The organism is Fibrobacter sp. UWB1 (assembly GCF_002210325.1).
Classification (GTDB): Bacteria; Fibrobacterota; Fibrobacteria; order Fibrobacterales; family Fibrobacteraceae; genus Fibrobacter.
The window spans coordinates 346,665-368,178 of sequence record NZ_MWQL01000002.1 but is presented as its reverse complement, the minus strand read 5'-3'; the positions used below and the strand labels follow the sequence as shown (position 1 = coordinate 368,178).

Genomic DNA, 21,514 nt, shown 5'->3' with positions numbered 1-21,514 from the left:
TTACCGCATGTCAATTTCATCTACGCCTTTCACCGGCTTGTACTTAAAGTCCTCGGATTTCCAGGACTTGACCACAGAAAGGTTCACAATATTGTACCACGAGCCGTTACCGGAAGGATCCACCGTATACAGGCGCTTGGGAGAAAAATCCTTTTTCGAGAGCCAGACTTCCATCTGCGTGAACTGTCCCTTGTACTTGGAAGGGTCCAGTTTCAGCACCCACAGTTTCTGGTTGTTGAATTCACCTTCCGAAATCTCCTTGGCCTTGCAGTTCAGGTACTTGAACAAAAGTTCCGAGGGGTGCAATGAGCTCGACAAGTCCTCGACCGACTTGATCAGCACCTGCTTCTGTTCCACATTGTGCTGCCACAGGCTTTCTCCATCGCTATAGAACTTGATTCCAGCCATATCCAGCACAAAGCGATCCCCTTCGGCCACCAGCAGCTTTCCGTTCTGCGAGGCGATATCCGGAGAATCCGCATAAAATACCTGCACCCTAAAATCAAGGTTCCACGCCTTACCCGACTTGAACCAGGCTTTGGATTTTTCCATGGCCTCGTCGGCGGATAAAGCGAAAACGCAGTTCGCAGCAAGCGCCACTACAATTACAAACAGCCTAATTAACCTAATGCGATCGAACATCTAGGAACCTCATTAACATGAATATGGGCAAATTTACAAAATTCGCACACGCTGTATTTGGCTTTTTTGCCTAGATATTTCTATCTTTGCACAAGAAATTTCAAATCATATTGGAAACTGATATGCGCAAATTGATCATGCCACTGGCAATTTCTACCGCCGCCACCCTGGCGCTCGCTGCAGACATCGAAGTCCACGGCGATGTGAATATGGACTATGCCAGCTATTTTGACCGCGATTTTGACCCCACGAACGCAGGAAACCAGGACATTGACCTCGCCCTGCACGCCCACCTCGACGAAAACATCTCCCTCGTCGTCATGGGAACCACGCATAGTACTTTTGTCGACCAGAACGGTGAACTCCAGGAATCCGAAGTCCGCCACGGTCTCGCCCGTTCCACCGCCATGGGTTCGGATGGTCGCTACAATTCCTTCGACTTTGACGGTGTCCAATTCCGCTGGGACGTGAGCCACCAGGTTACCCTCATTTTCGGTGACATGACTTACAGCGCAGGCGCATTCAACTACTACTTCTGGCGTGACGCGTCCCGCTACGCCGTCATTACCCGCGAAGAAAGCCTCCGCGGTTTCGGAGCCGAAGTCGGTAACGAAAAGTACGGCACGGGTGCATTCTACTTGGGCGCCTCCGACGACACCGACCACACGCTTTCCATGTTCCTCACCTATGCGTTTCCGCTCTTGAACCATACTGACGAACACTTGATTATCAAGCCGAGCCTCGACTGGGTGTTCGGTTCTGACATCGGCCGTCCCTACACCTACGTGCTCGGTACCGAAGTCGACTACTCCAAGAGCTTCGAAAAGTTCAACTACGGCATCTACGCCGTTTGGGGCCTGCACCCCTACAAGGGCAAGGGCACACACTCCTTCTTGCTCGAACCTAGCATGAACTACGCCATCTTTAACTTGGGCGCAACGTTCTTCTACGCTATCGTCGACAAGGATTACGAAACCGAGCCGCAGCTCATGACCGAAGACCAGATGCTCTTCGCCATCGAACCGAGCTTCAACATTCATAAGAAGTACACCCTGGGTGTTTCCTACGAATACCACGATCCGGACAAAGAAACTCACGGTGACGACTTCCAGTTCCTGGGCATGAACCACTACCTCTACCCCACCATGAACACCGAAATCGTCATCTGGTACGGTTACAACTTCACCGGCAAACACAACAACGACACCCCGTTCGGCGAGGCCAGGTTCTCCCTCGGTTTGAGCGGCAAGGCTAGTTTTTAAGTAAATCGCACAACGATTAAAAGCCGGGCGACAAGCTCGGTTCTTTTTTTATTTACCCTCCTCTACAAGGTTCAAGCCGCCAACAACCGCTATTCTAAATATCGGCTACTCAAACAAAACTAGCCTTCATTTATTTTCCCACAAACAAGAATCTATTACGCAATAGAGTCCTGCAATTTCTACGTGAGCGAAAAAGCCCCCGGGTGTTAACCGGGGGCGTTCGCGAGAGCGAGGCGATATCACATTTTCATGTATGCGATAGAGCCGAGCGGTCCCTTACTGACCAAGGTACTTACGGCCGATACCGAATTCATCCTTGTATTCGATGTAGTCCGGAACGAAGTCCTTGGCGAAAGAGAAGGAGATGTTCACGGAGCACTGGAATTCGTTCATCAGCTTGCCCTTGCCCTTGAAGCTCTGCTTCTTCTTTTCGATCTTTTCCTGGCCCTTCTTGCCTACGAGCACTTCAGCTTCGCACCAGCCGCTGTTACCCTTGGCGAAAACTTCCTTGCCGTCGGTAGACACGAGCTTGATCTTGGAGGGGTCAAGTTCGGTGTTGTTACCCGTAGAAGCCCAGAACTGGAGTTCGCCAGAGAGAGAACCCGGAGCAATCTTGATTGTCGGGAAGGCCATCACGTAGCCCCACTTGTCCACGCGGCGGCTGACCGGCTCACCGATCTGTTCACCGAAGATCAAGAAGTAACCGCGAGTGCCCTTACGGCTCTTGTTCAAAGCGGCCTTCACGTCAGCATTTTCCGGTGCCATTTCGGCAATCTTCATAATCTGGTATTCGCTCACCACCGGGTCAGATTCACCAACGGCTTCAGAGAGATTCTTTGCGACATAGGCATTTTCAGCTTCGGTGCGAATTGCCTTCACGGCGGCTTCTCCAGCGCCCTTGGCCTTTGCAGTCACCAAGGCGGTGTCAATCTTTGCAAAAGCATTTACGATCGTACCGTAGTCCATGCCTTCCTGAGCGGCCTGCATCTTACCGATGTTAGCAAGCGTCGTCACGTATTCCTGGACAACGTCAGCATTCTGGACTTCAGCCATGTTCACGGAAGCCTTGTCGAAGTATCCGTTGATAAGATCGCTGTTCAAGTCCTTCTTGGCTTCAGTTTCTGCAGCACGGACCAGAGCGAGCGTGAAGTTATCATAGAATTCATCGGACATGCTACCCTTCTTCTTAGCCTCGAGGTAAGAATTGATAGCGTTGCGATAACGGCCTTCCTTGAGGTGTTCGTCACCGCGCTTTTCGTTAGTACCCTTACAGCCGACCATCGTGAATGCGACGGCGGCAGCCAGAGAGGCAATAAAGAGTTTTTTCATTTGATTTTCCTTCAGCTGAATGATTTTGTTTAGTAAAAATACCTTTTTTCCCAAGAATTCTTTCCCCGGGATTATACTTTATAAAAATAATTAAATAAATTTATGTTAAACTTTATCTATAAGTAAAATTTTATTTGGAGTATTGATTAGGAATGGACATCCTTGTCGTAAGCCCCGAAGCCGGGAATTGGCGCAAAACCAGTCCTCTGGCCACCGCGGTCAACCGTATGACCGACGCTTTCGCTAGCGCCGGCACCAAGGTGCTTACCTGTTCGCCGTTCTTCAAGAACCTGATGGTCGACGTAGGCAGCTACCGCTGCGTATATACCGGCGTCGAAAAGCTCCAGAACAAGCCCTACGAAATCTGGGTGTCCGATAAGGACCCTTTGCACACATATATTTACAATGAGGAATATTTCGGCAGGCCCTATGTCTACAGCCCGCCGCAAAGCGCCCCGTATGCCGACAACCACATCCGGTTCGCATTCCTCGCCTCGGCGGCCCTCGCCTACGCCAAAGAAACAAATTTCGAATGTGACGCCATTCTGGGCCACGAATGGGGCGGAGCCCTCGCAGGCGCGCTTGCCAAGACCACGTATCAGGAATACGCTGGCAAAATTCCGTTCTTCTTTACCGTCCATAACATCACCTACGATTTCCATATACCCTCCAGCGAAATTGAAAAAATCGGTCTTCCGCGCAAAGACTACAATATGGACGGCTACGAATTCTGGGGTAAAGTAAGCCTTCTAAAAGTGGGCATCCTGTATGCCACCAAGGTGCTGTTCCCCTCGCCCGGCTACCGCGACGCCATGCTCAGCACCAACCTTCCCGGTGGAATCAGCGGATTCCTGAACCGTAATGCCGACAAGCTGATCGGCGTGCAATTCGGCGTGAGCTACCAGGTTTGGGACTTCAACATTCAAGAAAACCTCCCCATCAAGGAAGCCAAGGCCAAGGCCCGCGCCAAGTTGCAGCAGAACCTGGGCGTAGACTTCGATGGCAAGATGGTTCTCTACGTGCACCTCGACGAAGAAGCAGGCAACACCTCCGAAACTCTCGCCACGATTCTTTCGGACATCGCGCGCCTCGACATCTTCATCATCGTGGGTATTTCATCTTTGGACAACGAGTGGAACTACTACAAGGGCTTTGCACAGCAGTACCCCGACGTCATGTGCGTTCAGGACCTTGAATGCGACGACGACAACACGCAGATTCTCCGCGACACCCTCGCCGGTTCCGACGCCCTATTTGCCGCCAATCTCCGCGAGCCGTCTTCTTCTATCATCCTCAAGGCCATGGCCGCAGGCACGCTCCCTGTTACAGGTCGCACCGTAGGCGTTTCGACAATGCTCACCAACTATTCGCTCGAAACTGCAGGCGAAGCAAACGCCTTCCTGGTCGACGACGCCAATGCGCCGCACCAGATGCTCCGAGCCGTGAAGGACGCGGTCAACGTCTACAAGACCGAAATTCAAGACTGGGACAAGTGCGTGGTAAACGCCTACAGCGGATTCCACTACGAATGGTGCCGGACCATTTCCAAATACCTGCTCATTTTCGGCGAACTTGGCCTTTAGTACAACATTTTTCCCGAAAAAAGACTATATTTGCCCCATCATCGGGACTTTAGCTCAATTGGTTAGAGCAGCGGACTATCAACCCAGCCCCGAAAAATTTTCAGAAAGTACTCCATTGGAAGCCCGAAGGCAAAAGCCTCCGGGCCTTTTTCATCAGTAAAATCAAGGCTTCCGGCGCGATTTGGACTGTCTGTCGCGGTTCTCCGTCGCTTGTAATGGTTTTTCCCGAAAGACGGGAGAAACCGCCAAAAATCGGGTATGATGTGAGACATTTGTGAGCTTTTTGTGAGCCGACTTTTAGGCAAATTTTAGTAGATTTGTTTGTATGAAAAGCTACAGCATATCGCAGCGGTACAAGTACCGCGGCAACCTTACATGGTACGGGAGAATCGCGGAGGATGGCGAGTTCTCCTACATAAGCCTTAAAACCAAGCGCAAGAGCGACGCACAGGAATGGCTGAACATGATGAACGCGGCCAGGTTCATGCCCGAGGAAATCCGCCGCAAGCTCATGCCGAAGGACAGGGGCTTCGACGAGGCGCTCCCGAAGTTCCTGGATTCCGTCGCAGCGTCCAAGGGCGACGACTCCAAGACCCACCTCGCTTACAAGTACCGACTCAAGACATTCAGGGAATGGCTTGACGCTAACGGCATCAAGACGCTCATGCGCTTCGATGCGGAACAGGCGACGAACTGGGCGGTGTGGCTGTCCGAAAGGTACGCTCCCAAGTCCCAGCACGAAATGGTTCGCTGCACAAGCCAGTTCTGCCAGTGGGCGGCTAAGATTTACGACCTGGGCGACTACAACCCGTTCCGCGACGTGGCGTTCCCCAAGGTTCCGAAACGCGCCAAGGCGTTCTGGACTCCCGACCAGATTGAAAAAATTCTCGACAACGCGCCCGACCCGGAATTTAGACTGTTCTGGTCGGTCATGGCTTTCGCTGGCCTACGTCATGCGGAGGCTTGCCGATTCGGGCCGTCGTGCATCCAAGAGGACGGAAAGATGCGCGTCGTCGGCAAGGGCGACAAGGAAGCGTTCCTCCCTATTAGCGACCGCCTCAAGGCGGAAATCAAACGCTACGGCAAGCTGAAAGACGGCATGTTCGCGACAGCCCGTTTCGACCATGCGGACAGGTGCAACGAAACGCTGCGAATTGCAGTGGAAGCTGCGGGATATAAGAGCGACGACGCGACGAACCACAAGTGGCGTCATTCATTCGCATCCAACCTAATCCGTTCAGGCGTTGGCCCGAAAATCGTTCAGCAGTTGATGCGCCATGAAGACGTGCGCCAGACCTTGGACACCTACAGCCACCTGCTGCAAGACGACCTGGAAAAGGCTCTCAATAAGAAATAAATCAGGCTCGCGAAAGCGAGCCATCTTCATCTTATTCCATTCATTTCACCGCTTAACATTCTTTTCAACGGTGTCGAAGCACTGTTTGAGCATCAGCTCCGCAGCCTTATGCACATCGCCGTTTATCTTCTTCAAGAAGGAAACGGTTTTTGTTTTAAAGTTGTCTTCAAACTTTCCATCGAGAACATCGGGCCATTTACCGATTTTCAAATCAATCGCGAAAGTCTTGCCGAGCGTGACTGCTTCCTTCTTTAGGTTGCCTCCCAGTTCGCGATAATGCGCTTTTGTCTTTCGAGCCAAAGCAGCCATCGCGAAACCCAAATCCAAGTCGTTTGGATTCACCAGGTAATTTCTCAGGGCGTGTTCAATTTCAATCATTCAACAGCACCTTCGGGGACAATATGCGGAGTAGCAACGCGAAGCAGTAAATCTTCGCCAGTCTCGACGGACTTCTTCATCGTTTCAAGCAGTTTTTCGGGAGAAAGGTCAATATCCAGGTCAGGGCCATCTGCATCCTTCTGCCCCATGAATCCGCCGAAAATATGGATAAACATATTCTCCCAGCTGAACTTCATCTGAAATTCAAAGCAAGTTTGGGACTCAAGCACATCGGAATATGTCAGCCGCTTTTTCATCACGACAAAAAATAGAAAAGGCCCCGGCATGAGCCAGGGCCTTCGTGCGTCAAGGAGGTATCTTCCTAAAATTCGTCCATCGTGAAGTGCGTCTTTCTCGCACATACGGCGATGCCGCCGCTGGAAATGACATTGTTGAGCCATTCCTTCAACCTGGACTTGCTAAACCACATCGGAGTGCCGCGTCCACCCGGCTGGTAAACTTCCAGCGGATAGACCAACTTGCCGTGACGGCTTTTTGCCAACAGCTTGTCGAAAGTGGATGTCGCCATCCCGATAAAATTCCCAGCCTCGGTACGGTCGAGAAATTCTTCATCAGCGATTATCTTCATCGGTACTCCTTTCACCATTCCTGGTGACGATATAATGCAGCGCGGCCACAAGTGGCAGCATAAAGTTTGACATGAGTCCAGACATGAACTTTTCATCATTAAACCCGAACTTCCGTGCTATCCCGCAGTAGCCCTTGGTAAGGCTCTCCGCAACGGCGAACTGCTTCGCCTCAAGCGGAATGTCCTTCATGGACTCGTCGTCCAGCACGGTTTCCTTATAAATGCGACAGAGCGAGCGTAGGCTAAGCCCTGCATCTTCCATCACGATTATCTGTTCAAGTTCCTTTTCCAGTCTGTCCATCTTCGATTCAATCCATCTAGGCCACCGCCTGCACCATGCAGCGGTCGGCTAAATCTTCACCTTGTTCCAGGAGACATTCTCGCCTCCCTCGTAAACGAAATACTCCTTCGAGTTCACGCGTTCGTCGTCAATCTTTTCATAGACGCTGAACTTTATCCGTTCCTCAAGTGCGACGCCCGTACATTCCTTTACGACAGCTGCCATCCAGCGCAGAACGTGTGCATGGTCGTCGCAGGTAATCTTGAGTTCCGAAACGGTTACGCCCGGTACATTTGCGAAGGTTTCCTCGAACCTTCCTCTTGCTTCGTATGTCATTTGTTTTTTCCTTTATGGTTATTGGTTGTTGATTTTCTTAACTGTTTTTAGTCAAAGAAAGAACGCTGGCGATTCGCGCACCAGCAGCGCCGCAGCTTGGGTTAGAAAAAGCTGCGAGTTTTCTTAGTAAACAAACCGCACATGGCGCACTTTCCCGTGCACTATGTCCGTAACGAGCTGCTTCGCGGCGGCTTCGTCAAGTCCGTAGTTCATCAGGTCTTCGAGTGCTTCCCGATTCGCCATGCGTCGGTATTGGCGTTCGTCGTCCGGGAAAAGCATCGCCTCGCGTGTCGCCTTGGCATCAGCCTCCCCGAAATCGACATTGGTCAATTTCTGTGCTTCCGCAGCTTCGCGCTTAGCCGCTTCCGCCTCGCGTTTTGCTGTTTCCGCTTCTTCTTGCGCCTTGCGCAGTTTTTCTTCCGTTTCGCGCTTCTCGGCTTCCGCCTTTTCACGCGCCGCCTTTTCAAAGTCCGCCTGACTCGCCCTCAAGCGTTCCAGTTCAGCTTTCTCCGCCTCCTGTTTCTCTGCGCTGGCGAGGATGCCGTTGACCTGGCGCCTGGCGTCGTTGATGGCGTCCATCGCTTCCTGGTAGCTTTCGTCCCAGTACTTGGCGTCGTGAACATGTGCTTCGATGGCCTCAAGCACCTGCCTGCACCCTTCTGAATTGCAGCCAATGGCCGTCGCGGGAATGTTGGAAATCTCCACGATTTCCTGCTGTCTAGCCTCGATTTCCCTGATGGGCGCCATGACCTCCTTCTGGAGCATTTCGAGCGTTTCCTTCACAAGCCGACGCGTTTCATCGACGCGCTTGGGCTTCGCCTTGAGTTCCTTGGCGACCTGTGCGCCCCTGTCCTCGATGGCGGTCTTGAGCTTCGCGAGCTTTGCGTTCATCGCCTTGCGGGCCTTGAACCCTTCCTCGGTGTGAACGTCGGCAATCAACCCACGCGCAATCTTCTTGACCTGGTTGAGCATCGGGACAAAGTTCTTCTTGTCAAGGAAAAGCGCTTCCGGGTCCATGCAGTCCGTCTTGACCGCGAACTGTTTTCCCTCGTCGATAAGGACGAGCGCGTTGGGATTCTTTTCTTCCATCACTTCTTCGGTTTCCATCGTCGCCTCCATTAGAACTCCACCTCCTGCAGCATTCCGGCTTCCACGCGCTTTGCCTCGCGGTAGAATCCGTCAATCTGGTCAAGGCCCAGTTCTTCCAGGCTGCGGCAGTTGTACGCCTTGAGCGTGTCCTTAATCGCGGCGGGAATCATCTTGTTGCACACCTCGATGAATTTCGCCTTGCGGTCGCCCGTGTGTTCCTGTGGCTGCTGTTCCGGCTTCGGGGCTTCCGCCCTTTCCACCGCTTCCTCAATCTTGATTTCCTTTTCAGGGTCAAGTCCCTGTTCCGGCGAAAGCTCCGCGCTCTCATAGGGCATCCCGCCGAACTCCACGGGGAAAGCGAGGCGGAACGCACGCGCAATCGCGACCTTCTCAAGCATGACCCTGGGCTTGCTCTGCCACATGGAATTGCCCTGGTCGTACTCGCTGAAAAACACCTCGCACTTTACAGGAACCTTCCTGTCCTTGCGGAAAACGCGGCAGATGCAGCTCACGTCCCCGTCCTTGGGAACAAGCGCATCCACGCTGTAGTTGCCGTTCTTGCCACTCTTGGTGGACTTTCCCCTGACGAACTCGCCGCGCCATTCCGTCTCGTAGCCGTCGTAGTTGGGGTTCATTTCGGCACGCTTGAGGTACACTTCGTACCCCGTGACGATGCTCATCGTCTTTCCGCCGTCGCGATTGTTGTACGTGACGGCATAAACTTCTTTCTTCCAGGGGTTCAGCCCGAACGCCATGGAAACCGCGAGGAACTGCTTGACCTGGTGGTCGTTGAGACCCGGTGTCGTCGCGGTGAGGTAGTCAAGCAGCAGGGCGTCGTTGACCTGCTGCGGATTGGATTGTGTAGCTATTGCGTTATTCATAGTTGTTGGTTTCCCTTTGTTGTTAGTAGTTGTTCATTTGTTGTCCCTTCGACAGGGTTTTTAGCCTTGCCGCCACGTAGTTCGTGACCGCCCCTTTCCAGTTCATAATCGTCATGCCCTCACGGGTTTTCCCTCCCCTGGAAAGCGTAATCTCCAGCCATTCGCGTCCCAGCGCGTCGTCGAGGTGCTTTTCCGCGCAGAAGTCGTAAAGTTCCTCGGTCGTCGGCAATCGCGGCGGCTGTACTTTCCTAATCTCATGTCCGTGTTTTTCGTGTCCAGCCAGGGCGTTCGCCCTGTTGACCTCGCTGCGCTGCTGGATTCTCTCGCTGGAACATTTCACCATGAACGCCCCGAAACTGTCGCCAGTCCCGTCAACATCCTCAAGTGCATCCATCGAATCCCTCACGTCGGCGATAATCTGTTCATCCGTCATTTTTCGGAAGTGCTTGATAAAGTCACTGAACGAAACCTTAGCCCAATATGGATTCGCCATGTTCAAAAGCCCTAAGTATCAAGGTTGAGGCAATGAGTCCCTGGCTCGCCGGGAAACCCTTTCGCTTGTTCTCGCTGGCCAGCTGCTCCAGGGCCTGCTTCGCCCGTGCCGTTATGCCGACCTGCCAAATTTTTTGCGTACCGTTTATTTTCTTTTGCATACTTTTCAATTTCTTTTGCCTTACATTCAAAATCTATTCAATTCTAAGCAAAAAATCAAGGGATTTTTTAAAAATTTTTTAAAAATTATTGAATACTGTGCAATTTTTGATTAAATTTATGGCATGAACGTTGAAAAATACCTTGACAGAACAAACAAGACGGCCAGCACCCTGGCCGACGAACTGGGACTCAACGCCTCAAGCGTCACCGCCTGGAAGAAGGGCAAGGCGACTCCCAGCTACGACATTTGCCAGAAGCTACTGGAAATCGGCATGGGAATCGACGAGCTTTTCACTCCTGAACTTTGGGAGGCGATAAAGACTCGTCACGCTGCGGAGTTTCGGGGCGAGGTTGTGCTGACTCCGGAGGAGTGCGCTCTAATCGTACGCAACGGGCTTCGCAGTCTGCGTCTAAAAGATGAAAATTCTGAAGACCAACAAGGGTGATTTTCCCGTGTTCCTTTAGCTTAGGCATAAGCAGTCCTTTGGCCCCGACGGGGCCTTTTTTTGTGGGAACTTTTGCAACTCGCAACGAATTGCAAACGCTTGAACCCAGGCATAACAAACGGGTTCAAGTCGCGACAAAAACTTGCAACCCTATTATATCAGTAGTAGTAATAGGAGAATGATTAACAGTAGGAGTATGAGAAGGACTCACTCCGTTATTGTGGAGATATTGATATATAAAAACCTCATACTCAACTCACGCGACAGCGCGGAAAAAAAAGAAAATGAGCTTGAGGGCGATATAAATATCGAAGGGGATTTTTTTCCGTCCCGACTTGAGCAGCGGAAAAAATAAAAAATTATTCTGTCAATTCGTGACACTTTCGAAAAATGCTGATTTTCGCAACTTTAGCCCCCCCCCCCGAAAGGACGTGCAGCGTCGCGTATGCTCATTTGGCGCCTTTAGCGGACTGTTTTGCGGCCAGAAGCTGCGGAACGCTTGCAGCGTTTTGCACAGCGAACAAAAGCGAAACGGCGGGAACGGCTGCGATTGCTTGCGAATTGCAGAGTCTGTCAAGGGAGGCGCCTCCATTTTTGTATCTTTTACGCCGAAAAGAGAGAACAGATGCAGAATTTCGAACGAATCTTCGACATGCACCAGCCGCCCTTCAAGGCGGATTCGCTGGACGCGATGGAGTACTCCATCCTCGGCTTCTTCAAAGCCGAGGATTCCTCCCGTCCCCAGCTTGAACGCATTTCTGACCATGAGATAAAGGTTTCCATCGACGAACGCAAGGCGCAAAAAGCGCAGAAGCAGTTCGACAAGGCGGTGGAACATTCAAACGCGCACAAGTTCAACAGCGCGAAGTTCGCGCTCCGCGAGGCCATCGGACTCTGGCCCTACAACAGCGAATACCACCGCCTGCTCGCGCAGGTGACGATGGAAGGCGGCGACCTGGAAAAGGCGCAGGACAGCTGTCTTGACGCGCTGCTGCTTGACGACAAGAATTTGTGGGCTTTGCTCCTGATGGGCAACATATTGAGCGCCAAGGGAAACACCGAGGCTGCGGACGGATATTTCAGCAAGATTTTGCAATACCACCCGGACAACGCGCTCGCGCTGAACAACCTGGGCGGCATCTACTGCAAGCAGGGCAAGTACGCGAAGGGAAAGGAGCTTTTCGAGAAGTCGCTCTCCATCGACCCCGAAAACTTGAACCCCTATTATGGCATGGCGCTACGCGGTGCTGTGCAATACTGGTCCGAGACCAAGAAGCACCAGTCCTTCGCGGATTGGCTGGAAAGCAACGCGGAGGAATCCATGACCTACTTCGACTTCAACGAGGGATGGTGGCGAAGAATCAGGACGTCGAACTGCGTAGAACGCCTGAACAAGGAAATCAAGAAGAGGACAAAAGTCGTAGGCGTCTTCCCGAATCCAGAATCGTGCGAGAGGCTCATCGGCTCGCTACTGATGGAACAACACGAGGAATGGATGGAAGAAAAAGCTTACTTAACCGAGAAGGAAATGGAAAAATCTGCTTTTTGTGCATGAATTTACAGAAAAAGACTTGCCTAATCTAAGGAATATAATTAGATTTAGTATTATACAAGGAGTTAATAAATATGCGGCAAGGTATTCTTAAATAAACTATCAATTTGATAGTGGGAACAAAAAGTAGCAGTCCCGTTTCACTTTTAATATGGGGCTTAGTTTTTTGTACCCAGTTTAAGAATACTTTTATCATGTAATTTTATATGCCCGAAAACATATAAGTGTTTTGTGGCTATTGGAGTTATTTACCCAGTGATAGGAGTATTTATCACTGGGTATTTTTATGCCCTTTTTTGGGTGTTGATAAGAGGAAAATCACATGAAAATAATTAACTTAGGCATTCTGGCTCACGTTGACGCAGGAAAGACAACATTAACGGAAAGTTTATTGTATACCAGTGGTGCAATTGCAGAACTAGGGAGCGTAGATGAAGGCACAACAAGGACAGATACAATGAATTTGGAGCGTCAAAGGGGAATCACTATCCAGACAGCAGTGACATCTTTTCAGTGGGAGGATGTAAAAGTCAACATTATAGATACGCCAGGCCATATGGATTTTTTGGCGGAAGTATACCGTTCTTTATCCGTATTAGACGGAGCAGTATTATTAGTTTCTGCAAAGGATGGCATACAGGCACAGACCCGTATACTGTTTCATGCACTACAGATAATGAAGATTCCGACAATTTTTTTCATCAATAAAATTGACCAAGAGGGGATTGATTTGCCAATGGTATATCTGTAAGCTTCCCCATAATTGTAAGCTTCCCCATAATTAGGACTGTTCATAACTAGACAAAAGGCAATTCCGCCTGCGTCAAAATGCTACCTTTGGTAGCAAAGGAACAGCCATGAAGAAACTGACTCATTCCGAATCGGAAATCGTCAAAAGCGTAAACGAACTTGAAGCTGGGGTGTCTGCAGATGAAATCTGCAGGCGACTCAACGTTTCCAGAGCCACGCTCTATCAATGGAAACGGAAGTACGGCGGTCTCGAGGTTAGCCAGCTTAAGAAACTGAAGGAACTCGAAGAAGAAAACGCCAAGCTCAAGAAGATGTACGCCAATCTCGCCCTGGATAACGAGATTCTCCGCGAGGTTATCGAAAAAAAACTCTGACGCCCGAGGCCCGCAAGGAAATTGTGGGCGAAATAGCAGAGGACCACGACATCAGCATTACTCGGGCGTGCAGATTGATGGGCATCCACAAGTCATACTTCTACTACGAATCAACCAAGGACGATTCCGAAGTCGAGGCTGCGATACGGCAGAAGGCCGAGGCTGCCAACGACGGCTTCTGGAAAATATTCAGGCTGATTCGCAAGGATGGGCATCCGTGGAACCATAAGAAGGTCCACCGCGTCTACGAGGCGATTCATTTCAACAAGCGAAAGCCGTTGCGCAAACGCTTGCCAGCCCGAGTCAAGAATCCGCTCGTGACACCGGACCAGGAAAATGTCACCTGGTCGATGGACTTCGTTACTGACGTTTTGCAAAGCAACCGCAAGTTCCGCGTACTCAACGTCATCGACGACAGCGACCGTGTGGCCGTTGCACAGAAGGTTGCGCATTCCATACCGGCATCCCGCTTGATTCGATTCATGGAGGAAATCATTTGGGAGAAAGGCAAGCCGAGCAACATTCGCTGCGACAACGGTCCGGAATTCATTTCGCATAAATTTCAAGATTGGTGCGATGGGAACGGAATCAAAATTTTGTACACGCAGCCCGGGTGTCCGACTCAGAACAGCTACATCGAACGGTTTAACGGATCGTACCGAAGGGCTGTTCTTGACGCCTATATTTTCAGGACTTTAGATGATGTAAGGGAAATTACCGAAAAGTGGACGGATTACTACAACAACGAAAGACCCCACGACTCCTTAAACAACCTCGCTCCAATGGAGTATCGGTTGATGAGAACAGGGTGATTTTGTATACTTTAAACCAGTCCTAAAAATGGGTAGCTGACACGACAACATCAAGAACTACAACACCTGTATCGAAAAGCAAATATGCGGGTTCAGCAATCGCGGGCAAAATGTCGGCGATATTGTATATCTCGCGGTCAAAATAAAAAAGCAGTCTGTTTGTGGTGCTAGATGCAGATTGTCCTCCATCACAGATGAAAATCCGTGGGATGATGGCGTTGATTACGCGAATAGAATGAGAGCAACAAATTTTGAATTTTGCAAACCCTTTTCGCTTTCTTTCCTTGCCGACATTGGAGGTCCTTACTGGGGATTAAAATACGTGCAAGGGTCAAAACCCATTAAAGACCAAAATGTCATTGACCAGTTGAATTATCATTTCAACCAAAACAGAACGGGCGACGCACCGACATTCGATGTTCCTGCCGCACCTGTAACTACGGAACAAAACAATCCCGTTGAAGAAGACGACAGCGAAGAAATCGTTAGTGACCCAATTATTGCTGAAGAAATAAAAGAATTAAATCCAGATTTGAAAATGGATATAATGGGAACGTTCCAGGCAATTCAATTTGTTAATGAATCCGATAAAATAAACGGTCTTGAAACTCTTGTGAACGAAAACTTTTACTCTTTGTTCACGTTCTTCCAGGAAGAAAACACTGTTCTCGTACCCGAAAACAGAAAGTTCATGATTGACGGCGTTTATAAAGAAGACGGTAGCATCATTCCTGGAATACGCAGTATTCCCGACGCCCTTCTAATAAAGTTTGACCCAAACATGATGGATTGTCCCTTACAGGTAAACCTTATTGAGTATGAATGTTATGGTCAAAAAAAGAACACTGCAAGCATCAAATCTGGTTACCTTAATTCTACAATTATTCCGCAGTTGATGCGTTTTGCAGCAGGCTTTAGCATTATTACAGACCGAGAAACAAGACGCAAGACGGTGGACAACTGGATTGAAAAATTCATGGACTACATTGCAAGAGCTGAAAACAGCAGCCTCGAAGCAAAAATGGTTCGTTGGGTAAAAGAACTCAATCCAAAGTTGAACGAAAGGGCGATTTATTCCGAAATCGAAAAGCTCCTTCGCAAGGCGTTTGAAACAAACATTCGCGTCCTTCTAATCATTGACGAATTAAGCCGTGAACAGAAGGCAACAATCAAGAACATCATCAACGCTTTCAAACTTGAAAATGGTTGTATCGGTTTTGACGGCTATGTTGTTAGCCTTGTTCAACGAATAAACATAATGGACAAATCGGCACAGTACGCATTGACTGTCCAAAGTTAGCCCCCCCCCAAAAAAAGCAAGAACAGCGAAATCAAGATTTTGCTGTTTCTCTTTCATTCTGCAAAAAATCATCCACAAAAATGATTCTATTTCTGTAAGCACAATCTTCCATAGCTCCTACAGGGAGGAATCCATTACTGGCGCTGTAATAATGAGCCATGTCGTAAGCCCATACCGCGCTTGTAGCGCGTTTTTTGGTGTTTTTGGGGCTGTTTATAAGCCTTTAGGCGAAAACGCCTTGTAGAGCGTTCCTGCCGCTAGTTTTGGCGACATGAACGAATCATTCCGCGACTATAAGGACTTCGACCAGACGGTTTTCACCCGTACCCCCGAAGGGTATCTCACGGGCAAAATCCGCGTCACTGGTGCTGGCGTGTTCAGCTACAGAACCGCCGAAGGATTGAAGCGCAGGCTGCGCCCGGTCACGGAAGTTTCTGCTCAAGACAGCATTTCAACACTCAACTGCAAGCCCGTCACCCTGCTCCACCCGATGGAGGACGTTTCCCCGGAGAACGCGAAGAAGCTCCAGGTCGGATTCACCGCCAACGACGCAAGCTGGGACGGGCTGAACGCCTATGTCACAATGACAGTCACGGATGCCGACGCCATCAGGGAAATGCTTTCCGGCCATGTCCGTGCCGTTTCATGCGGCTATGATGCCGAACTCTACAAGGACAGCGGCAACTGGCAGGGCGTCGATTACGACGAGGTGATGAAGAATATCCGCTGCAACCATATCGCGCTTGTACGCGAGGGACGCGCTGGGGACGGTGTGCGTTTCAGAATCGGCGACAGCTCCGACTTCGACCGAATCTTTTGCGAAAACGATAACGCCCGCCAACGGGCAGGAGAAAACACCATGGGTAGAAAATTCATTATCGACGGTGCGGAATACGAGGCCGATGAAAAGGTCATCTACACGCTCCACGAGACTGAAAAGGCGCGTGACAGCGCAATCGAATCCAACAAGGCTCTCAAATCCCAGCTTGACGCCATGACCGCAGCCAGGGATGCAGCCATCACCGAACGCGACCAGCTCAAGGCTTCGCTCAAGGACGAGAAGGAAATCGCCCGTCTCGTTGACGAGAAAGTCGCCTTTATCGCCAAGGCGCAGAAGCTCGGCATCGACATTAAGGCCCAGGATTCCGTGGAAGCCATCAAGGGCGCCTTCATCAAGAAAGCCTACCCCGAAATGGTGCTTGACGGAAAGAGTGCCGACTACCTCCAGGGAGCCTACGAAGCCGCCATGCAGAAACTGGGCGACTCCGCGCAGAAAAGTTCCCCGTTCGCTCCCAGCATGGAAAAGCTCAACGACGCTCTCGACACCGACGCGGCTTTCAATGCCATGAACGAGAAAATCAACTCCGCATCCATCAAGAAGGAGGGCTAGACCATGGCATTTGAAACTACTCCGTTCGGGGCGATAGCGGCTCCGGGTCTTGCGTTCCCGTTCGTAACGCATTCCATCGAGACAGGCATCCTCCAAGAGGATAAGGACAGCGAGGGCGGATTTGCGCTCTGGGCAAAGAAAGGTGTCGCTGGCGAAGCTGGAAAGGTCTATGTCAACCAGCCTGCAGGTAGCGAGGCCGTAGCCCGTGTTCTCGAACTCGAACCCGTAATGACCACGGCAAGCACCGGCACCGTATCGGTCAAGGTTGATGGCGAAACCGTAGCCACGGCGAGCGTCACCAGCGAATCCACCATTGCAACGCTTCTCACAGCCCTTGCTAGCGCCTGGAACAGCGAAAGCGACTACACCGCCGAAGCAAGCGAAACCAAGCTCACGATAACGGCAAAGACAGCTGGCGCGGAAGCCAACGCCGACGTATTCAGCGCCGAATATAGCGAGGACTGCGGCTTTGGCGGCGACGTAAACCAGGTCACTGCTGGTGCCTCCGCAGAGTCCGCTGGCGTGTTCATCGGCATCGCCCAAAGAACGATGTTCAACGACTCCTACAAGGCGGGAATGACAGTCAATGTGCTCAAGAAGGGACGCATCTGGGTTCGCGTTCTCGGCGAGGTCGTTTCCGGGGATGCCGCCTACGTCAACAACACGAACAACGCTTTCACCGCCACGTCCACGGGCGGCACGCAAATCGTGGGCGGAACCTTCAAGAGCGACGCTGCCGACGGCGGACTCGCTGAACTGGAAATCGCATAAGGAGAACAGGCATGATTTTTCAAGACAGCGAACTGAACAAACTCTCCCGTCTGTTCAACCAGATTATAAACGAAACCTACGGGCTTGAACGCGAATCTCTCGACGCGCTTTCGTTCATCCCTCCCCAGGCTGGAATTGGACAGTGGCTCCGCACATGGACCTACAAGGTTCTTTCGGAAATGGGCATCGCCAAGCTCATTTCGGACTATGCGGAAGACCTGCCGCCCGTTTCCCGTGCGCTGGAACTCAAGACCAACGAAATCCGCGAATACGGCGTTTCCTATGGCTACAGCGAATTTGAACTCATGCAGTGGCTCACCGCTGGCATCGACCTTTCCCGTGACGAGGCGGAAACCGCCCGTCGCAAGATTGACGAGAAGGTGGACGAGGTGCTGTTTGTCGGTGACAAGGACGCGAACACCACGGGCTTCCTCAACAACGCCAACGTGCCGATGGTCGTCGTGCCTACTGGAGCTGGCGGCGGAACCGCCATCAGGGGCAAGACCCTGCTCGAAATCATAGCCACATTCCAGGCGATGATTGACACCGTCCGCAACAACACCAGGCGCACAGTCAAGGCGGACACTGTTCTCCTGCCCCACGACGCTTTCGTCTATCTGTCCACTACGCCCAAGGACGAAACTGGCGGCGACCTCACTATTCTCGAATACCTCAAGAAGGTTTTCGCGAGCCAGGGACTTGTCAACTGGAAGGAGTGCGCCAAGCTGGACGAAGCTGGCGAGGGCGGCACCACGCGAGCCGTTATCTACAAGTACAGTCCCAGCGTCCTTACGCGCTGCATCCCCATCCCGTTCAAGCAGGATGAACCGCAGAAGAAATCGCTGCACTACATGGTTCCCTGCTACGCGAGAATCGGCGGTGTCGCGTTCAAGAACATCAACGCCGTCGCATACGCCGACGGCCTGTAAGAATCCATCCGTCCCCAAACGGCTCCATCACCCCGCAACGCCCGTAGCTTTGCTGCGCGGGGCGGTGGAGCTTCCTTTTTCCGCACTTTCGAGGCTCTCACTATGCTCGTAATGAACAACCAGAAACGAACAGTCCACATCGGCTCTATCCTGCTTCTTCCCGGCTCCAACATAGTCGCGGACGGCAGCATCGACGAGACCCACCCTGTCATTAGGGCGCTGCGCGATTCCGGCAAGCTCGTTTTCGAGCATAAAGTCACGGCCAACGTCGCGGCGAACGCCATTTCCAGGGCAAGCACGCGACAGGTCGTTGACGACATTGAAAGGACGCAGAAGAAGCCCAACAGCTCCGTAAAGAAGGCTGCTGCCGCGAGACGGACTGAACTGGACGAGTTCGACGCCGAATGGGAAGAAGCGAAGAAGAAACAGCAGGAACAGCAAAAGGCGGCGACGGCTTTATGATTCCGCTTCCCATAGACGACCAGCAGAAAGCTGAACTGGTGGCCTACCTGCCCCAGGAATATGCGCAGAGTCCGCGCCTTGACGCATGGATTCTCGGCGCGTCGCATCACGTAGGCGCCTGCTACTTCAAGAAAGCCTACGTCTATGCGCTTTCGCTCATGGTGGCGCACATCGCGGCACTGGAAGCGCGTGGAAGCGACGGCGAGGCTGGGGCCATAGCGAGCAAGCGCGAGGGCGACATTGCCGTTTCCTTCGGCTCGACGAAATCGGAGGGCGACGACGGCTGGCTTTCCTCTACCAGCTTCGGACAACAGTTCCTCCTTCTCAAGAAACAGTATTCGCCGCGTCCGCAAGTCACGGGCGGCGTTCCTCTACGGGGGTTCTGCGGTGGCCACCCTATTCGCTAGGACATTCACCTATCACGAAATGTCCAAGCCCACGCTGGACAGCTTCGGGAACATGGTCGAAGGGACATTCACGACGCGCACGGTGCGCGGCACGATACAGCCCGTCACGGGCGAAGAAGCGATTGCCTACCAGGAGGGCGGAAGGAATACGGGCGTCGTCAAAATCTACTCCAGCGAAAGGCTCGCGGCGAGAACACAGGAAGGGACGGAAGCAATCGGCTACGTGAAACAGGGAGGCTTTTGGTATGAAATTACGGATGAACTTGTCTTTGGAAACCTTCCTAAGATTACTCATTGGAAGTATATCGCTTGCAAGGTTCCTGCGGCACAAGTCCCGAAAGGACTGCAATGACCGTTGACGAACTCAAGGGCGCAATCTGCAAGTACTTCAACGACAGCGCGGAATTTTCCGCGCCGTTTGTCAAGAGTCCGACGAACAGCCCCGCGCCCGTCGGCAAATACGTTTCCGTCGGCATTGACGGCGTCCGCCAATATGGCGAGAAGTTCACGCCCCCGCCCGGAAACCACCACTACCGTTTTTCACAGGTCGCGACAGTCCATTTCGTCGAGGTTGAAGGCGACGGGGACACGCTCAGGGCGATTCGCAACGAATTGCAGCTCCCCGCATTTATCGAATACGCCCGGAACAACGGCTTCACGGTCTGGGACTTCACCAATATCGAGAAAATCGACACCTACGACGGCGACTTCTACGTGCGCCAATGGCGCTTCACGGCAACGCTCAACTTCATCGACAAGACACCCTCCGGCATTGAACGGATTGAGACCGTCCACCCGCTGGAACTGCAACCCATCTAGGAGGCAAAATGGCCCAGATAATCGACTCAATCGTCAAGATAAGCATAAACGAGGCGATTTCAACCGTCTCGACGACAAGCGTGAACACGCTTGCGCTGGTAGGCCCCGCCTCCAGCGAGGCGGAAAACCCGCCCGACTTCATCGAATGTTCATCCGCCGAGGATGCGGAAGTTTTCGGCACCGACTCCCTGCTCTACGGCATGGTCGAGAGCGCTTTCGCACAGGACGCCTGCCCCGCGAAAATCGTCGCCATCAACGCAGACTCCTTCTCCGACGCCCTTGACGCGGTAAAGGCTGCGGAAGCCGCCAAGCTCAACTTCTACCACATCGTCGCCAAGTTCGGCGACGGCACAATCCCCGCCGCGTCCGCTTTCACGGGAAACGGCGGCTGGAACGGCTATCTCGGCGCGAACTTCAAGATTGTCCACCTGGAACTAAACGACACCTCCACGGACTTCGCCTCCATCAGGGCGCTCGCCCAGGCGCTTGTCGCCAGCACCAGCGACCGCGTGGCACTCTACCAGCACGCGGGAGCAGGGAACCTCGCTGCGGCACTCGTCTCGAACCGCTGCGCACTGGACTCGGCGCGTGGCAGCTTCGCCCACAAGAAAGTCAAGGGCGTGGAATACGATTCCTATACCAAGTCCCAGTACGACGCGCTCGTTTCGGACTGCATCAACGTCTATACGGTCGCCGCTGGCGAGGCGCGTCTTTTCATGGGCGCGACTGCGGGAAAGACTGTCCTTCTCGACAGCACGGGCGAACAGTCCCCCGCGAGTTTCATCGACAACATCGCCAAGGACGACTGGATTCGCTTCAATGTACAGACGAAAATCTACTCGCTGCTCGGCGAAGCGAACGACGGCTTCGGCGTCAACTATGACGACAGCGGCATCAACTCCGTCGCCGCTTCCATCCTCCAGGTATTCTCCAAGGCCGCAGATACCGACCACCAGTACATCATGGACGGCTACACGGTCAAGGTGCAGACCTACGACTACCTCAAGACAAACTACAGCGCGGACGTACAGGCTCGAAACCTGCCGCTTGTCAAGGGCCGCTACTCGCGCATGAACTCCATCAACACCGTAAAGAACGTCGAACTGACGGTCACTCTCTAGG

The 21,514-nt window shown here is 52.1% G+C and carries 26 protein-coding genes and 3 pseudogenes; 18 read left to right on the top strand and 11 right to left on the bottom strand.

The annotated features are described in order from the left end of the window. Nucleotides 1-552 (bottom strand): outer membrane lipoprotein carrier protein LolA, encoded by a 552-nt coding sequence (locus B7988_RS03205; RefSeq protein WP_249268816.1) that lies wholly within the window; start codon nucleotides 550-552, stop codon nucleotides 1-3. 212 nt (nucleotides 553-764) lie between these two features. On the opposite strand from B7988_RS03205, the gene B7988_RS03200 reads away from it, so the two are divergent. Then, entirely contained in the window at nucleotides 765-1,904 is a 1,140-nt protein-coding gene (locus B7988_RS03200) for a hypothetical protein (RefSeq protein WP_088656781.1), read from the top strand. Nucleotides 1,905-2,180: 276 nt separating this feature from the next. On the opposite strand, the gene B7988_RS03195 is transcribed toward B7988_RS03200, so the two are convergent. Continuing rightward, complete coding sequence (locus tag B7988_RS03195; RefSeq protein WP_088656780.1) at nucleotides 2,181-3,233, bottom strand: hypothetical protein; 1,053 nt, start codon at nucleotides 3,231-3,233, stop codon at nucleotides 2,181-2,183. Nucleotides 3,234-3,385: 152 nt separating this feature from the next. Between B7988_RS03195 and B7988_RS03190 the strand changes: the two genes are divergently transcribed. Then, nucleotides 3,386-4,816 carry a glycogen/starch synthase gene (locus tag B7988_RS03190; protein ID WP_088656779.1) on the top strand — a complete coding sequence of 477 codons (1,431 nt, stop codon included), beginning with the start codon at nucleotides 3,386-3,388 and terminating at the stop codon, nucleotides 4,814-4,816. 325 nt (nucleotides 4,817-5,141) lie between these two features. After that, the gene (locus B7988_RS03180) at nucleotides 5,142-6,173 is read left to right on the top strand and encodes a tyrosine-type recombinase/integrase (protein WP_073053476.1); all 1,032 of its coding nucleotides are present in this window, start codon (nucleotides 5,142-5,144) and stop codon (nucleotides 6,171-6,173) included. 45 nt (nucleotides 6,174-6,218) lie between these two features. On the opposite strand, the gene B7988_RS03175 is transcribed toward B7988_RS03180, so the two are convergent. The 9 genes from B7988_RS03175 to B7988_RS03135 all read right to left on the bottom strand — a co-directional run bounded on the left by B7988_RS03175 (nucleotide 6,219) and on the right by B7988_RS03135 (nucleotide 10,379). After that, nucleotides 6,219-6,551 (bottom strand): hypothetical protein, encoded by a 333-nt coding sequence (locus tag B7988_RS03175; protein ID WP_088656778.1) that lies wholly within the window; start codon nucleotides 6,549-6,551, stop codon nucleotides 6,219-6,221. Continuing rightward, nucleotides 6,548-6,808, bottom strand: coding sequence for a hypothetical protein (locus B7988_RS03170; protein ID WP_141225542.1), 261 nt, complete (start codon nucleotides 6,806-6,808; stop codon nucleotides 6,548-6,550). The genes B7988_RS03175 and B7988_RS03170 overlap by 4 nt, the downstream gene beginning before the upstream one ends. 65 nt (nucleotides 6,809-6,873) lie before the next feature. Beyond that, nucleotides 6,874-7,140 (bottom strand): hypothetical protein, encoded by a 267-nt coding sequence (locus B7988_RS03165; protein WP_073324065.1) that lies wholly within the window; start codon nucleotides 7,138-7,140, stop codon nucleotides 6,874-6,876. After that, entirely contained in the window at nucleotides 7,124-7,441 is a 318-nt protein-coding gene (locus tag B7988_RS03160; protein WP_073324063.1) for a hypothetical protein, read from the bottom strand. Before B7988_RS03160 ends, B7988_RS03165 begins: the two co-directional genes overlap by 17 nt. Nucleotides 7,442-7,489: 48 nt before the next feature. Next, entirely contained in the window at nucleotides 7,490-7,756 is a 267-nt protein-coding gene (locus tag B7988_RS03155) for a hypothetical protein (protein ID WP_073324061.1), read from the bottom strand. Between the two features lie 123 nt (nucleotides 7,757-7,879). Continuing rightward, entirely contained in the window at nucleotides 7,880-8,875 is a 996-nt protein-coding gene (locus B7988_RS03150) for a hypothetical protein (RefSeq protein ID WP_088656776.1), read from the bottom strand. Then, the gene (bet, locus tag B7988_RS03145; RefSeq protein ID WP_088656775.1) at nucleotides 8,875-9,726 is read right to left on the bottom strand and encodes a phage recombination protein Bet; all 852 of its coding nucleotides are present in this window, start codon (nucleotides 9,724-9,726) and stop codon (nucleotides 8,875-8,877) included. The genes B7988_RS03150 and bet overlap by 1 nt, the downstream gene beginning before the upstream one ends. A gap of 22 nt (nucleotides 9,727-9,748) precedes the next feature. Continuing rightward, the gene (locus B7988_RS03140; RefSeq protein ID WP_074207732.1) at nucleotides 9,749-10,219 is read right to left on the bottom strand and encodes a hypothetical protein; all 471 of its coding nucleotides are present in this window, start codon (nucleotides 10,217-10,219) and stop codon (nucleotides 9,749-9,751) included. After that, a complete protein-coding gene (locus B7988_RS03135; protein ID WP_073324054.1) occupies nucleotides 10,197-10,379 on the bottom strand; it encodes a hypothetical protein in 183 nt (60 codons plus the stop codon). Before B7988_RS03135 ends, B7988_RS03140 begins: the two co-directional genes overlap by 23 nt. Nucleotides 10,380-10,502: 123 nt before the next feature. On the opposite strand from B7988_RS03135, the gene B7988_RS03130 reads away from it, so the two are divergent. The 15 genes and pseudogenes from B7988_RS03130 to B7988_RS03065 all read left to right on the top strand — a co-directional run bounded on the left by B7988_RS03130 (nucleotide 10,503) and on the right by B7988_RS03065 (nucleotide 21,513). Next, on the top strand, nucleotides 10,503-10,826 hold the full coding sequence (locus B7988_RS03130) for a helix-turn-helix transcriptional regulator (RefSeq protein WP_088656774.1): 324 nt from the start codon (nucleotides 10,503-10,505) through the stop codon (nucleotides 10,824-10,826). Nucleotides 10,827-11,451: 625 nt separating this feature from the next. After that, nucleotides 11,452-12,042: pseudogene (locus B7988_RS15425) on the top strand (tetratricopeptide repeat protein); the annotation flags it as partial. 15 nt (nucleotides 12,043-12,057) lie between these two features. Continuing rightward, nucleotides 12,058-12,348, top strand: a pseudogene (locus B7988_RS15230) (transposase); the annotation flags it as partial. Between the two features lie 352 nt (nucleotides 12,349-12,700). Further along, nucleotides 12,701-13,111 (top strand): annotated as a pseudogene (locus tag B7988_RS03120) (GTP-binding protein); the annotation flags it as partial. 124 nt (nucleotides 13,112-13,235) lie between these two features. Beyond that, nucleotides 13,236-13,502 carry a transposase gene (locus B7988_RS03115; protein ID WP_073058387.1) on the top strand — a complete coding sequence of 89 codons (267 nt, stop codon included), beginning with the start codon at nucleotides 13,236-13,238 and terminating at the stop codon, nucleotides 13,500-13,502. Between the two features lie 23 nt (nucleotides 13,503-13,525). Beyond that, complete coding sequence (locus B7988_RS03110; protein WP_158223265.1) at nucleotides 13,526-14,314, top strand: IS3 family transposase; 789 nt, start codon at nucleotides 13,526-13,528, stop codon at nucleotides 14,312-14,314. 178 nt (nucleotides 14,315-14,492) lie between these two features. Next, the gene (locus B7988_RS03105; protein WP_141225541.1) at nucleotides 14,493-15,614 is read left to right on the top strand and encodes a hypothetical protein; all 1,122 of its coding nucleotides are present in this window, start codon (nucleotides 14,493-14,495) and stop codon (nucleotides 15,612-15,614) included. Nucleotides 15,615-15,885: 271 nt separating this feature from the next. Then, nucleotides 15,886-17,004 carry a DUF2213 domain-containing protein gene (locus B7988_RS03100; RefSeq protein WP_088656770.1) on the top strand — a complete coding sequence of 373 codons (1,119 nt, stop codon included), beginning with the start codon at nucleotides 15,886-15,888 and terminating at the stop codon, nucleotides 17,002-17,004. A 3-nt stretch (nucleotides 17,005-17,007) separates the two neighbouring features. Continuing rightward, the gene (locus B7988_RS03095; protein WP_088656769.1) at nucleotides 17,008-17,775 is read left to right on the top strand and encodes a hypothetical protein; all 768 of its coding nucleotides are present in this window, start codon (nucleotides 17,008-17,010) and stop codon (nucleotides 17,773-17,775) included. A gap of 11 nt (nucleotides 17,776-17,786) precedes the next feature. Then, nucleotides 17,787-18,704, top strand: a complete 918-nt coding sequence (locus B7988_RS03090; RefSeq protein WP_088656768.1) for a major capsid family protein — start codon at nucleotides 17,787-17,789, stop codon at nucleotides 18,702-18,704. 102 nt (nucleotides 18,705-18,806) lie between these two features. Beyond that, nucleotides 18,807-19,166 (top strand): hypothetical protein, encoded by a 360-nt coding sequence (locus tag B7988_RS03085; protein ID WP_074207719.1) that lies wholly within the window; start codon nucleotides 18,807-18,809, stop codon nucleotides 19,164-19,166. Further along, entirely contained in the window at nucleotides 19,109-19,573 is a 465-nt protein-coding gene (locus B7988_RS03080; protein WP_088656767.1) for a DUF4054 domain-containing protein, read from the top strand. Before B7988_RS03085 ends, B7988_RS03080 begins: the two co-directional genes overlap by 58 nt. Next, nucleotides 19,554-19,925 carry a hypothetical protein gene (locus tag B7988_RS03075; RefSeq protein WP_141225540.1) on the top strand — a complete coding sequence of 124 codons (372 nt, stop codon included), beginning with the start codon at nucleotides 19,554-19,556 and terminating at the stop codon, nucleotides 19,923-19,925. The genes B7988_RS03080 and B7988_RS03075 overlap by 20 nt, the downstream gene beginning before the upstream one ends. Further along, nucleotides 19,922-20,392 carry a hypothetical protein gene (locus B7988_RS03070; RefSeq protein ID WP_074207716.1) on the top strand — a complete coding sequence of 157 codons (471 nt, stop codon included), beginning with the start codon at nucleotides 19,922-19,924 and terminating at the stop codon, nucleotides 20,390-20,392. The genes B7988_RS03075 and B7988_RS03070 overlap by 4 nt, the downstream gene beginning before the upstream one ends. Before the next feature lie 200 nt (nucleotides 20,393-20,592). Then, a complete protein-coding gene (locus tag B7988_RS03065) occupies nucleotides 20,593-21,513 on the top strand; it encodes a DUF3383 family protein (protein ID WP_170930519.1) in 921 nt (306 codons plus the stop codon). The last annotated feature ends 1 nt before the right edge of the window (nucleotide 21,514 follow it).